Origin of the sequence: Wansuia hejianensis (genome assembly GCF_014337215.1) — a bacterium.
Taxonomy (GTDB): Bacteria; Bacillota; Clostridia; order Lachnospirales; family Lachnospiraceae; genus Scatomonas; species Scatomonas hejianensis.
Map to the genome: position 1 here is coordinate 1,831,020 of NZ_CP060635.1, position 13,696 is coordinate 1,844,715.

Annotated in this window: 12 protein-coding genes; 1 reads left to right on the forward strand and 11 read right to left on the reverse strand. The window is 46.4% G+C overall.

Going from position 1 to position 13,696, the window contains the following annotated elements; translation table 11 throughout:
• Positions 1 to 2: 2 nt before the first annotated feature.
• Both H9Q79_RS08370 and H9Q79_RS08375 read right to left on the reverse strand, forming a co-directional pair.
• Complete coding sequence (locus H9Q79_RS08370; protein ID WP_249329618.1) at positions 3 to 692, reverse strand: WbqC family protein; 690 nt, start codon at positions 690 to 692, stop codon at positions 3 to 5.
• 83 nt (positions 693 to 775) lie between these two features.
• Complete coding sequence (locus H9Q79_RS08375; protein ID WP_118643244.1) at positions 776 to 2,929, reverse strand: pyridoxal-phosphate dependent enzyme; 2,154 nt, start codon at positions 2,927 to 2,929, stop codon at positions 776 to 778.
• Positions 2,930 to 3,182: 253 nt separating this feature from the next.
• On the opposite strand from H9Q79_RS08375, the gene H9Q79_RS08380 reads away from it, so the two are divergent.
• Entirely contained in the window at positions 3,183 to 5,903 is a 2,721-nt protein-coding gene (locus tag H9Q79_RS08380) for a YfhO family protein (protein WP_118643242.1), read from the forward strand.
• A 71-nt stretch (positions 5,904 to 5,974) separates the two neighbouring features.
• Here H9Q79_RS08380 and rfbD read toward each other — a convergent pair whose 3' ends face one another.
• From rfbD to H9Q79_RS08425, 9 genes are all read right to left on the reverse strand, one after another.
• Positions 5,975 to 6,820 (reverse strand): dTDP-4-dehydrorhamnose reductase, encoded by an 846-nt coding sequence (gene rfbD / locus H9Q79_RS08385; protein WP_249329619.1) that lies wholly within the window; start codon positions 6,818 to 6,820, stop codon positions 5,975 to 5,977.
• Positions 6,817 to 7,230: a GtrA family protein gene (locus H9Q79_RS08390; RefSeq protein ID WP_249329620.1), complete on the reverse strand. Its 414-nt coding sequence runs from the start codon at positions 7,228 to 7,230 to the stop codon at positions 6,817 to 6,819. The genes rfbD and H9Q79_RS08390 overlap by 4 nt, the downstream gene beginning before the upstream one ends.
• Before the next feature lie 10 nt (positions 7,231 to 7,240).
• The gene (locus H9Q79_RS08395) at positions 7,241 to 8,578 is read right to left on the reverse strand and encodes a D-alanyl-D-alanine carboxypeptidase family protein (protein WP_249329621.1); all 1,338 of its coding nucleotides are present in this window, start codon (positions 8,576 to 8,578) and stop codon (positions 7,241 to 7,243) included.
• 137 nt (positions 8,579 to 8,715) lie between these two features.
• Complete coding sequence (locus H9Q79_RS08400) at positions 8,716 to 8,979, reverse strand: HPr family phosphocarrier protein (protein ID WP_249329622.1); 264 nt, start codon at positions 8,977 to 8,979, stop codon at positions 8,716 to 8,718.
• 23 nt (positions 8,980 to 9,002) lie between these two features.
• Complete coding sequence (locus H9Q79_RS08405) at positions 9,003 to 10,313, reverse strand: CdaR family protein (RefSeq protein WP_118643234.1); 1,311 nt, start codon at positions 10,311 to 10,313, stop codon at positions 9,003 to 9,005.
• Positions 10,291 to 11,181: a diadenylate cyclase CdaA gene (cdaA, locus tag H9Q79_RS08410; RefSeq protein ID WP_249329623.1), complete on the reverse strand. Its 891-nt coding sequence runs from the start codon at positions 11,179 to 11,181 to the stop codon at positions 10,291 to 10,293. Before cdaA ends, H9Q79_RS08405 begins: the two co-directional genes overlap by 23 nt.
• Positions 11,182 to 11,210: 29 nt before the next feature.
• Entirely contained in the window at positions 11,211 to 12,305 is a 1,095-nt protein-coding gene (locus H9Q79_RS08415; RefSeq protein WP_118643231.1) for a hypothetical protein, read from the reverse strand.
• Positions 12,302 to 12,733 carry a hypothetical protein gene (locus H9Q79_RS08420; RefSeq protein WP_118643229.1) on the reverse strand — a complete coding sequence of 144 codons (432 nt, stop codon included), beginning with the start codon at positions 12,731 to 12,733 and terminating at the stop codon, positions 12,302 to 12,304. The genes H9Q79_RS08415 and H9Q79_RS08420 overlap by 4 nt, the downstream gene beginning before the upstream one ends.
• 187 nt (positions 12,734 to 12,920) lie before the next feature.
• Entirely contained in the window at positions 12,921 to 13,610 is a 690-nt protein-coding gene (locus tag H9Q79_RS08425) for a ComF family protein (protein WP_249329624.1), read from the reverse strand.
• Positions 13,611 to 13,696 lie beyond the last annotated feature (86 nt).

Genomic DNA, 13,696 nt, shown 5'->3' on the forward strand with positions numbered 1-13,696 from the left:
CATCAGCTTTTCATGAACTCACGGGCCTTCGGGCCTTCATTAAAAAGCAGATCCAAAACGGTCACTCCATGCTCAAAAGGCCCGAACATCTGATGGTATTCCGGATAGCCAGAATAGTCCATATATTTTAGAGTGATCCCGGCCTCTTCAAACAATGAATCTACAATATAATCCTTTGCAGCCGGCCCCGACAGATATTCGCTTCCTCCGGCAGACTGGCAAAGGCCGACCAGACGCTCCGTCTTCCCATCCACCAGCTCGTAATCCGAGGACCAGGTGATCTTCGTATGTATATCCAGAAGTCCGCAGAGCTCTGTCAAAAATAGATAATTGATTCTGCTCAGATGCGTTTCTTTCTCACATCTGTGATACACCTCTTCCATGTGCTCCGCATACATTTTAAAATATGGCGCTTTTGCGTAATTCAACGAAATTGCCCGCCAATGGTCATGGCACCACTGAGAATCGGTCACCTCAGTCTCATTAATTTTCTGAAAAAACTTTCCACTGTTGATCACAGGTATCGTCAGCCACTGCAGGCCCTTCGGCGTCTTAATCTTGTTCCGGTTGCGCCAGTCACGCCTGGTGTACTGCATATCGTCATAGAGTATAAACTCATCCACCATATTGATGATGTCAAAATAACCCTTCCACGGTATATAGTTCGACTGCAAGATAGCTATTTTTTTCATCTGTGCCTCCACCTTTTCTAATTTTATTCCCGCAGGCAGCCGGCCAAACGCGCGTACCTGCTTGTCTCAGGGTATCCAAAACATTAAAGGTCATTTAATACCGGCAAAATATCGAAAAACAAGGGCGTTCCCCCCGTATGCAAAAACAGAATCCTTTTTCCTGTGATCTTCTGCTCCTTCAGATATTCCAGCATACCCCAGAAAGCTTTTCCTGTATATGTCGGGTCCAGCCCGATCCCTTCTGTCCTGTATACACTCCGGATAACCTCAATGATCTCCCGATTCCAGCGGCTGTAACCGCCGGCCAGATATTTATCCTCCACCAGGATCTCCGATTCTGTGGAGTCATGAAAAGTGATTCCCCTTTTATCCTGATATTCCTGTAGGTTTTCATTGATCACCGCAACAGCCCGCTCAGAACTGCGCGTCACTGATATGCCCACAATCTTTCTCGCATCTCCCACCAGCAGATGACCGGCTAACAGCCCGGATTGGGTAGTATTTGTGCTGGAAGCCAGAAAAATATAGTCAAAATGACAGCCCAGCTCCGCTTCCTGCTGCAAGATCTCCTGATATACTGCCAAATAAGCCTCCATGGGCACCGTAACATTTCCCTGCCCATAAATATTACCATAAATATAGTAAGGATTATATCCTTCCTGCCGGAAATCATTCAAGGCAGCCTGAACTACCGGCGCTATCTCTCCCTTGCGGCATCTGTATTCCCGCACGCCGGAAGACCGGATCAAATGCATGTTGCAGCTTATTTCCCCCGGATCAACGTCATCCACGTTATGGATCATGCTGCAGGGAATGCCCCTTCCGGCACAGGCGGCAGCCAGAATCCGGCAAAGATTCGAATGATAACCTCCATAGATGAGCATGGCGTCACATTGCTTTCGTTCCATATCTTCCAGAAACGCTTGTGCAAATCGAACCTTGTTGCCCCCGAATGAAAACGGAAGCAGATCCTCCCGTTTCATATAAATCTGGTTATCATCCTCCCGGCTTTCCAGCAATTGGATGGGCGTCCGGATGAGCGGAAGATCCCCTTCCAGCTCCAGATGTATATTACGCAAAATTCCTTCCAAACGTTTTTCGCACTGTTCCAGACTTCCGCCTTTAATAATCACCTGACCAATCCTGTCACGCCCGTTCGTATAAGGACGCACTTCATCTCCAGGTTCTATATTAAAGGACAAGTCTATCAAATCCTCATCCAAACCATTATCATTGATAATATTCCTGACAATTCCCTTCCGTACAGACATCAGCGTATGCGTCAGGTTCGGAGTGCGTGGAAGCGGTTCAGCAAAATAACTGCTCACATCTTCTCCAAGAGACAGCCGGACTATCATTTCATAATAATTTAACCCATAGTAAATACCAGTCATCTCAGAAAGACCGGTGGCTCCGGAACGTCCCGTCAGCTCAATCACATAGACCTTGCCATCCTTTTTTATGAAATCGCAGTTTAACGGGCAGTTATCCAGCCCGATCGCCTGGACGGCCAGTTCTGTCTGTTCTTCTATCTGTCTCCCCAGCGCATCCAGTTCTCTGAGAGGTACGGAATGTCCAACCGGCGTCGGTGTTGCGCTTACAAAAGCTTCTGTGTTATTGGGAAGCATGAACAGAAGCTTACCGTTTTGAATCATCGCCTCTACGCCGAAGAGCTCACCCTCGATAAATTCTTCAATCAGACAATAATCTTTTCCGGTGGCCTCCATGCTCCTGTGGAAATTCTCCCTTGCCTCTTCCCTCGTATTGCTGCGGAAGATTCCCCGGCTGCCCATGAGATCCACCGCCTTCACAATAACCGGAAAAGGCAGCCTGTCCATGGCTGCTTCCAGTTCTTCTTCATTATGAATGCAATAAAAGCGGGCAGTCTGAACTCCTGCCGCTGTCAATGCCTTTTTCATTTCATATTTATTCGACGCTTTCTCCGCCGCCTCACGGGTAGGCCCCGGCAGACGCTGAGCTTCACAGGCAGCGCCGATTGCGCGCATACCCAGATCCAGGCCGCAAGTGGCAACGCCGTCTACGTTCTTCTCTCTTACAGCATCCGTCACCGCCTCTGGATCGGCGATGTTAACAAACACGCTTTCATCTGCGCAATCAAATCCTGGATAGTTACCGGGTATACTGGCAGCAATCGTACGTATTCCAAGACTCCTGGCCGCCTCATACAGAGGGACCTGGGTATAGCTTGCTCCTAATATCATCAGCGTTTTCATCATTCTCTTCCTTTGGGTTCCACAATAATTGTCACCGTGGACAGTGTACCACACTTTTGTCTGCCATTCAAGTCATATGCCTTGCCTGTTTTTTTCAGCTGTGCTATAATTGCTATACTTCAGTGTATCCCGTAACACATGTCTCTGGCGGGTCAGGGAACAGCTCGCGCTGTTCTGCAATGTAAAAATTTTCCGGCGAAATTTCTCAATAAAAATTTTGTTTTTTTGTATAAATACTACGCAAGGGAGCGAGCAAATGTTTTTACGCAAGACGATTGATTATTTTAAAAAGCACCCTAAATTACTGCTTTCCATCCTTATTCTCACAACTGCGTTCATAGCTTATCACCAGTATATTATTGGTAAAAACGTATTTCTTTTTAACGATATTGGTTCAGACACTGCTGAGCAATATATCATGCAGTACAGTTCTATCGTCAACCATATCCGTAATGGCAATTTCTCGCTTTGGGATTTTACCAACGGCTTTGGTACCAGCATGTATCAGATGAATCTTTTCAGCCCCACTCTCTGGTTAGTTTACCTGCCCGGAATACTTTTTGGACCCCAGGTGATGCCGGGCTTCCTTATTTATGTTCATATTTTAACAATGCTTCTGGCCGCTCTCGCAGCCTGGTCTTTCCTGTCCTGTTTCAATTTTTCAAATAAGGGAAAGTTTCTTGCCGCATATCTTTATGCATTTAATGGTTTTTTAACCGTATGGGGACAACATTATCAGTTCAGTATTATTCTGATATTTCTTCCCTTACTTTTAATGCTGATAGAAAAATCTTTGCAGAAAAAACGAATTTCCGTTGCCACTGCCTTTTGTACGGCTTTAATGGTAATGTGTACTTATTATCTTTCCTATATGGTGCTGATTGTAACAGCATTTTACTTATTTTTAAGAATACTGCTTCTTCAAAAACAAGGGCTGAGGGCTTTTCTGAGCACCTTTTGCAGGCAATGTGCTTTACTCCTGCTGGGTGTGGGAATGGGAATGATAAACCTGCTCCCATCCTATGCTTTAGTATATAATGTATCCTCTCGAATGAGCAGTGGCCAGAGTCTCATAGAACGCTGTCTGGCTTCTTTTTCAACTTACCCTGCTGATTACTATAACACTTTGCTGCATAAACTCCTTTCAGGAAATTTACAGGGCATCGGCTCTCTTAGTGCCCCCTATCAGGGATATAGTAATTACTATGAAGCGCCCAATTTGTTTTTTTCATCCCTGTTTTTAATCCTGTTTATTCAATTTCTGTTTGCATTTCCTAAAATCAAAGCTAGTTTTCGAGAAAAGACAGTTCAGTTTATTGCAGTAGCTGCAGGTTTATTTTCCGTGCTGATCATGTTCGGCAGCCTGGTATTCAACGCATTCTCTTACCCTTTTTCCAGGCACACATTTTTGCTCATGCCCTTTTTTGCCCTATTAGTCGCCTATATGCTTGATTATGTGCTGAAATTCAAAAAATTCAGTTTAACAGGCGGTGTGATAGCCTCGCTGATTTTTACAGCCGTATATCTGACTTCCGCCCGTAACGCCTCTACACTTACTTTTTTCTGCAATGCGATGATCCTTTGCATAACCGCTTTAGGAATGATCTTTTTGTTAATATTTCTGGCCCGTTCGAAAACCAGACGTATTCAAACTATAACCTTTACCCTGTTAATTCTGGCCGTTGGCCTTAATGTCGCCAGTGATACGTATACCACCGTAGCCGGCAGAGGAACCATAGAACGGGGTTCTGATTATTTTGAGAATTTATATGGCAATGATTTTCAGAACCTGATGGCCTACCTGCGCGAGACAGACAACACTTTTTATCGAATGGAAAAAGATTATGCTGCAGGTTCTCAGTGTATGGATTCTCTGGGGCAATATTATCGTGGAATCAGCACCTATAATTCTACAGAAAATAAAAATATTTTAGAATTTGCAGATAAACTCCTGCCTAATTTATATTATGTTAATAATACCCACTTAAATTTCCGGCAGGTTGCCGGGGACACCGGGTATGCTGCCCTTCTGGGTGTCAAGTATCTGGTCTCCAAGAATCCGACCCTCCAGAACTCTAATTATGAATTAATCCGCCAGTTTGGCAGCCTCTGTCTGTATAAAAACCGGGAATATTCATCCTTTGCGAAGTTCTATACCAAAACTATTACCGATTCCGAGTTCGAATCTGCGGGAGGCACATTGGATACAGAGGCTTTGCTTTCACAGTACCTAATAACGGAGAAAGAAGATGACTTTTCTGCATCCTCCGATAATATTGACGGTTATACCTATATAACTACGTCTGATCTGACGATTGACAAGTCCTCCCTTCCGGAAACAGTTTCAGCCGCGGATGACGGCAGTCTGTCCTGGTCTGTCCCTTCTGCTTCCATACCTCTGCTCAATAACGGGACTTCCTCTGGAAGAAAAATAACAGCGGTTTTTGACGTTGCTGTCAACGGATCTTTTGACGTAGAAATCCGCACCAACAGCGGTGAGGCTCCCTATACGGCAACCGTCATTGGCGGTGAGCCTGTTTCCGTTAAAATAACGCTGCCCGAAGGTGCGAACACCTTGTATTTTACAACTAATTCGCCTACCCTGACAACTTCCGTTTCTAATTTCCGTTTCTATTACTCTGAAACTGCCGAATATTCTTCCGACGCTGTGATATCCATGGAGGATACCGGTAATGACAGCCATCTGCTCTGTAACGCGTCAGTGCCTGAAGAGGGATTATTATTCTTCCCGATCCCATATGAACAGGGCTGGCAGGCAGCCGTAGACGGGCAGGCAGCCGAACTTCTCCGCGCAGATTATGGTTTTATTGCGGTAAAACTTGATTCCGGGGAGCATACTGTTACCCTCAACTATGAGCAGCCGCTATTAAAAGAGGCCTTAATCATTAGTGCTACCTGCTGGGGAATATGTATCCTAATCATAATGCTCCGCCATAAAAGAAAATTGAAGAATTAATAAAAGCCATCCTGCATATGGATCAACCGATTGTCTGTTATCCATATACAGGGCGGCTTTTATATTTCCGATTAATCGCCAATCTCTTTCAGATACCGCTCCAGAGCGTCTTGCCAGGAAGGTAATCTCTTGAATCCATTTAATGTGAGTTTTTCCTTGTTCATCCTGCTGTTGGACGGCCGTTTTGCTTTCGCCTTAAATTCAGCAGATGATACTGGCGTAACCTTAACCTCCATTCCGGCCTGGCGGAAAATCTCTTGCGCAAACTCATACCAACTGCAAAGCCCTTCATTTGTAGCATGGTAAAACCCATACTTCTCTGTCTCTACCATATCAACTAACAGTACGGCCAGGTCATACGTATAAGTAGGAGAACCAATCTGATCATTGACGACTGAAACAGCTCCGTTCTCCTTTCCCAGGCGCAGCATCGTTTTGATAAAATTCTTCCCGTTGACACCAAATACCCATGCAATTCTCACTATGAAAAATTTTTTTACATGGCCGGTGACAGCCAGTTCACCTTCATATTTGCTCATACCATAAGCATTCAGGGGATGCCTCTCATCATCCGGTTCCCAGGCGCGGGTTCCGGTACCGTCAAATACATAATCTGTGCTGATGTACATCATCTTCAGATTCAGTTTTTCGCATACCCTGGCAATGTTCTCCGTGCCATAGGCATTGACCCTTGTACAGAGCTCAATGTTATCTTCTGCGGCATCCACAGCCGTATAAGCGGCGCAGTGGATCACAGCCTCAACATCTGCCTCTTTTATCACATTTTCACACGCGGCAGGATCTGTAATATCCATCTCCTCAATATCAACCCCAATCCCGGTATGGCCTCTCTTCTCCAGTTCATTCATTACATCATGGCCCAATTGACCCTTTACCCCGGTTACCAATATTCTCATGACTTTTCCTCCTGTCTATCTGTCTCTTTTTCTTCTAAAAAGATTTTCTTTGTCAAAAAGTTATATACCATTACGATGCCCGTCGCACCAACCTTTGAAAAAACATATGAAAATCCGAATCCGCTGACTGCGGCCCACATAATGACCTGGTTGATCCCCAGGCCGATTACGCACAGAACAACAAAGATAATAAATTCTTTTACTCTGCTGCTTCCTTTTTTTCCGTGAAATACATACCGCATACTCAGCAGATAATTGATTATGACTGACACTGAAAATGAGATGCCGCTGGCAATCAAATAGAATATGCCTGCAACTTCTTTTAAAAATATCATTACTCCAAAATCAACAGCAGTACAAATCGCTCCGACAATACCAAAACGAACTAACTGCCCGATCAATCTGCTCATTTTCCTTACCTCAACGGCGTCGTTTCCTTCTGTTATTTTTTTTGGACGCCCCAAGAAAAATCAATACTACTCCTCCAAGGATTAAGATTCCCAAAATGGCGATGGCTATATACACAGCCAGCTTAGTGCCGGAGCCTTGTCCCTCATCAGAATCTGATATCTGTTTTTCCTCTGTCGGGCGGGATACTGTGACAACGGAGCTCTCACTTTCAGCTTCTCCTTCTTGGTTTCCAGAATCTTTAACACCCCTCTTTTCCTGAAAAACCGCATAGTTTTCATCTGTCATTACAGCCGATCCAACCACCTGGTTTGACAGTTCATAGGTAACCAGCGTTCCTTCCTCAGTTTCTTCTGCCTTCGCCGTGAGGCTTTCTAACTTTACATTCTGTGGGAGCATTGCTGTACCGCCGGATATGGTTTCACACCCATAGGAAGCATCTGTTTTTGTAAAATTCTGAAAACCATAATCCAATACAGCTTTCATATCATCACAGATCAGGTTGCTGTCAATCCCTCCCATTACTACCCCGATCAACGTGATCCCATCTCGCTGGGCGCACGTTACAAGCGTGCTCTTTGATATATCCGTGTAACCTGTCTTACCGCCAAAACAACCTTCATAATAATATGGATTCCCCGGAACCATCATCTGAACATGGGTCTCATAATATCGTTCTCCCGACATATTTGTGGCAGGAATCGTCACATTCTGCATGGCGAGGATTTCCCGGAACTTATCATATTTTAACGCCTCCCTCATGATTAATGCCATATCATGAGCGCTGGTATAATGATCATTATTCTCCAAACCGCTGGCATTGCAGAAATGCGTATTCTGACATCCCAGTTCAGCGGCGCGGCTGTTCATCCTGTCTGCAAATCCCTGGACTGAACCGCTCATATACTCCGCAACCTGCGTTGAAACATCATTGGCAGATTTAATCATAATCATCTGCAGGCATTGTTCTACTGAAAAAACTTCTCCCAGCTTAGGCAGACAGTTGGAGCTGCCCGAATATGCATCTGCCATTCCCGTCTCTGTCATAGTCACCTGCCCGTTCAAATCACAATTCTCCAGAACAAGCATGGCTGTCATGATTTTTGTTATGCTTGCAGGATACCGCTGGGCGTCCATTCCCTTATTATAAAGGACCGCCCCGGTCTCCAGCTCCATTACTACCGCTGTATCTCCCTGAATGTCCGGCCCTGCCGGCCAGTTCTTCCAGCTGTTGGAATCCACCTGGAATGTGGCGGCCGTATCCACCCCGGCCCAGGCCGTTACACAAGTTAATGTCCAGACAAGTGCAGCGGTTCCTGCACATATAATTCTTTTTAACCTCTTATGCATGAATATCCTCCAGTAACTTACTCTAAAAGCCCCAGACGGAAGCCGTGAAACAGAACATGCTTGCATGCAAAGTCTCAAAGACAACATACGGTAAGCCAGTATGCGCGTGTAGGCCGGCAGGCCGGCAGACATACCCCTTACTCACCAAGTCCGCCTTCAATCGCTCCTACAAGGGCTTTCAGCGCTTCTTCTTCGTCATCTCCTTCACAGATGAGTGTAATTTCATCTCCACATTTCACACAGGCGCCCAACACACTCAGTACACTCTTGGCATTGGCATTCCCACCCTGATAATCAAATGAAATATGGGACTGGTATTGTATCGCAGTATTACATAAATTTCCGGCAGGCCGCAGATGCAGGCCTGAGGGATTATTCACCGTAACCTTTTGGCTGACCATTCTTTTTCCTCCCGTATTATCGTTTATTGCTCCCCTGCTTTTATCACTTCCGGTTTTTCCTTCAAATGTATGGTGATATTCACCTCATCCACCAGCTGATATCCTGCCGGAAGGGTGATCTTAACCGGGACTGTATAATCTCCTATTGACTTTCCTTTAAGATCAATGACCGCTGTCACCTGAGAAAGATCCAACATATTCAAAGCACTGTCGGAGCCCTTCACACGGATTTTGAACTCTGACTGGTCATAGGATACGGCCAAATCACTCGCCAGATTTTCTGTTCTGATATCCTCAACGTCTAAACTGAATTCCCGGCTTCCATTAGGGAGAACCGTCACATAAACCATGACCGAATCCTTCATCGTCGATGAAAGCTTCAAATCGGCCGGAAGCAGATCAGACAGTTCCACTTCCATGCTCAGATCCGCCTTTGCCCCTTCTACGGATACCCGGTCTGCCGGTATGGAAATCGTATTATTCTGTTCTGCGAGTATGCTGAGGGCATTCTCATCCCCGGCTACTGTGATCTCCGTAGGTGAAGTCGTAATCTCGGTAATCTGATAGCCATCAGCAGGCGTTCCACTGTAAGCTACACTCAGCTTCACACCGGAGCGTTTCTTCCATAATTCAACCTTCACATTAATGTCCGGCACCCCACCGTCAAATGTCAGATGATCCTTGATCGTACTTTCTTCTATTTCTACCTGATTCTTGTCATACAGCTTCAGTTCCGCTGATTTGATGCCGTCCTGCGTCATGCCGGTTACATCTATCTTAGCAACCACGCTTTCTATCTGGTTCACGATGGATTCCGGTCCGTTAATAGTGACGCGGTCCGGATTTGAAGTAAGAACACCGACCTCATAATCCTTGCCCGGACTCGTATCGCCTGTGGTTACCGTCACCGGGAACTCCTGGCTCGCAACGTTCTCTATCACAATCGGTATCGTAGCACGGGAGAGCGTGATGTCTGACATGCTAAAGCCCGGACAGCTGGCCTGCAGCGGAACTGTAACCGGATCCCTTTCCAGGTCCACAATCTGAGTCAGATCGGCCGTAACCTTTATGTTGCCGGACTGAACCCTTTTCAGCTTTGACCGGTTACCCTTAATATAAACAGTGACCGTCTTATATTCATCCGCAATCCGGTAAATCTGCTTCCCATTGGAAATATAGGATTCGTTCGTCACTTCTATCCGCACGCTGTAGCTCTCTGTCTCTATCGGATCATTAAAATCAACCACCACATACCAGATCACAATTGCGATAACCACGGAGATGATTTTCAGAGCCAGATTCTTAGTCAGTTTACTGAGCAGATTTGTTTTCACGTTTATCCCGTCCCTTCCTCCTGAATCTGGTATAATCCATTTGATACAGTTTCTGAATCTTATGCAGCTGTTCTCTCAGCTCACTCGGAGTGACCGCGGTATGTAGCTCCCCTTCCATGGCGTAGGAGACATTCCCTGTCTCCTCAGACACAATGATCGTCAGTGAATCACTGACTTCGCTGATACCTACGCCGGCGCGGTGGCGCGTACCCAGTTTTTTATTCAGCTCCATGTTATCAGAAAGCGGGAGATAGCAGGTCGCCGCCATCACCCGGTTGTTTCGTACAATAACAGCACCGTCATGCAACGGTGTATTGTGTTCAAATATATTAATCAATAATTGGCCGGTGAGTATCGCATCTACAGGAATCCCCGTTTTCTCGTACTCCTCCAGCCTCACTTCCCGCTCCACTACGATCAGGGCTCCGGTCTTCACCTCGCCCATCTCAAAACTGGCACGCACCAGTTCATTGATCGTCTGATCCGAAAAACGCATATTGGCCACTTCGGATACCCTGCTCAGAGAAAACAGGGAGGACAGAGGATTCTTATGGCCCATCTGTTCCAGGACCTTTCTGAGTTCAGGCTGGAATATGATTACCACTGCGGTAATCGCTGCAACGCTCAGATTACCCAGCAGCCATACGATGACATCCATATTCAGGACATTTGCAACAACAACAAATGCCACGATGAAAAGGATACCCTTCAGCAATGTATAGGCACGGGTGTTTTTGACCCAGAGAATCAGATGATACACAAAATATGCAATTAAAAGTACCTGAACGATATCGATAATTTCTATTGTCTTCGGCGGGGCCAGCCAGCTGACAACATGAATCCGTATCCAATTCCAGAATGCTTCCAAGATGTCACTTCCTTTCCGCACAGAGCGGTTTACAGGTCTTTCAGAGATTCCTCCAGTTTGGATGTAAAATCCACGTTCTGGAACTTCTCAGCCGCATCCTCAGGAACATCGGGTGCAGCCGCTATATCCTGAACCGGCGGGGCTGTGCGTTCCTTTTCTCTGCCAACACCGTATATACGCTCGAATTCCTCAGGCTGCTCCCCATTTTCATCTCCATCTGACCGGTCATAATCTGAACGGGATCCCAGCCGCTTGGGAATTGCTTTCACATAATAATAATACTCGTCATCTTCAAACTGCAGATACTGGCTTCCAGCGTAGTCCACACTGTACACAAAAAACTCCAGAATCAGAGAGATTACTGCCGCCCCGGCGATCCCAACAATTAATACTAACAGCTGAGTATCCACCTTCATAAACAGGCCGCCCAGCAGTGTAATCAATACATAAACGCCACAGCCTGCCGCAATGGCTATCTCCCAGGCATAAGTTGCGCACAGCTTTCGGATCGTTGCAGCAACCAGCACAACTGCCACACATGCGATCACCGAAAGCAGCATTGCCTTATTATTCACCAGCCGGTCCAGCATCTCCTTCAACACATCCAGCAGTGAGGCATCTCCGATACTCTTCATCTCTGCAATACCATCCACCATCTTCACAAAGTACCAGGATACCACTCCAAAGGCTCCTGATATGGCAGAAACAGGTCCCCTCAGCAGGCCCAGGGCCAGCGGCACAGTTCCCGGAATGTTAAATGCAAAAGCGAGCGGAGACATAAGAAGTGCCAGCGCGTCTCCAGGCACAAACCGGAAGTACAGTAGGAGCATCAGCAGGTACATCAGCAGCGCAAACCCTCCCACTTCAAGCCCCACACCGAAGCAATGCAGTACGATCATGAACACCCCTATTACAACCGTCCCGTTCAGGGGAAGAATTGCACAGATCAGGGCGAGCACGGCAACCACAAAAAGATTATTAAGGATAGTGAGGTAGCCCAGCATGTTATTGATTCCGATGAAAATCACCATTGCCAGCGCAAATTTCACAACCGGAAGAATATATATATCATACCTGGCATAAAATGCCTTGATTTTTTCCCGTAATTCAATGAATACCGTCATTTTGCTCTCCTCCTGGCAGGCTTCCCGGCAGCCCTGTTCCTTTTCCCGTCATACAGTCCGGCCAAAGTATCCAGCTTTCCATAATATGCCTTTACACTCTTTTGTGCTCTTGCGTATCTGAGGCTGGAAACTGTATAAACGATCACAGAATAAATACCCAGCACAAACAGATAGCCTAAAATAACCGCCGCCAGAAGCGGCCGTAAATTCAGATCATTCAGATGATCCACCAAAAAGTCCAGATTATAAACTACAATGACTGCCAGAAGCAGCGCATAAGCAACCGTAACCAGAAACAGATTCTTCAAAAGCGCAAAGCCAACATAATCTCTCCGGTAATACTTGCTGATTTTTAAATCTTCTTTTCCATCCTTTTGCTCATAGCGGGCAAGCCTGATCATCAGGCGCAGCCGTCTCTCATCGATCATCAGAAAACTCCTTATATAGTTTGGTAAATGCCCTTCGGCCGCTTGGCTCTTTGTGTTCCCGTATCACATGGCTCCGCTTCGCTGCGCCATGTATCGTGCACATTCGCCAAATGCCCTTCGGCCGCTTGGCTCTTTGTGTTCCCGTATATTGTACCATACTTCGGGGACGATGCAAAGGGATTTATCATTAAGTATCTCCGGGGCTGACGCAGACGCAGGCGAAATAGACGCTTTGGGCGCCATTCTTTTTCAGCAGTAAAGCCAGCGTATCTATAGTGCTCCCGGTTGTGTAAATATCGTCCACCAGCAGGATGCGTCTGGGCGGGCTGTAACCTTTTACGATTGAAAAAGCCTGTGCCAGATTTTTCTTTCTCTCTACATCATTCAGCTCCTTCTGGGCTTTGGTGTTTTTTATCCTCAAAACGGCACGGCGCTCCACGGGTATGCCGGACATTGAAGATAACCGGACAGCCAGCTCTTCCGCCTGGTTATATCCGCGTTTTAAAAGGCGTTCCCTGTGTATGGGAACCGGTATCATGACATCCGGGCTCCAGTATTCCAGCAGCCGCTTCCCGTATGCCATGACTGCGGCGGCATAGAACTTCGCATATTCCGCGCGGCCGCCATATTTAAACCGCATCATGGATTCCTGAATCATTCCCCGATAGGAAAATGGGGCAAATCCCCGCTCATAACTATGTCTTTTCTTTCCGCAGTCCCGGCAATATTCCTGATCCTTCCGCTCCAAAGGTTTCCCGCAGCGCAGGCACACCGGCCCCTCTAAAAGCTGAAGGCCGGCGACACATTTTCTGCATATCAAAGGCTCTTTGCCGCCCAGAAACCCATCACAGACAGGACACCGCCTTGGATACAGCATATCTAGTACTCTGCTAATCTTAAAGGTCACATAGTGCCTTTCTCCCCGAGCTCTTCCAAAACAATTCCGCAAACTTTCATCTGCAA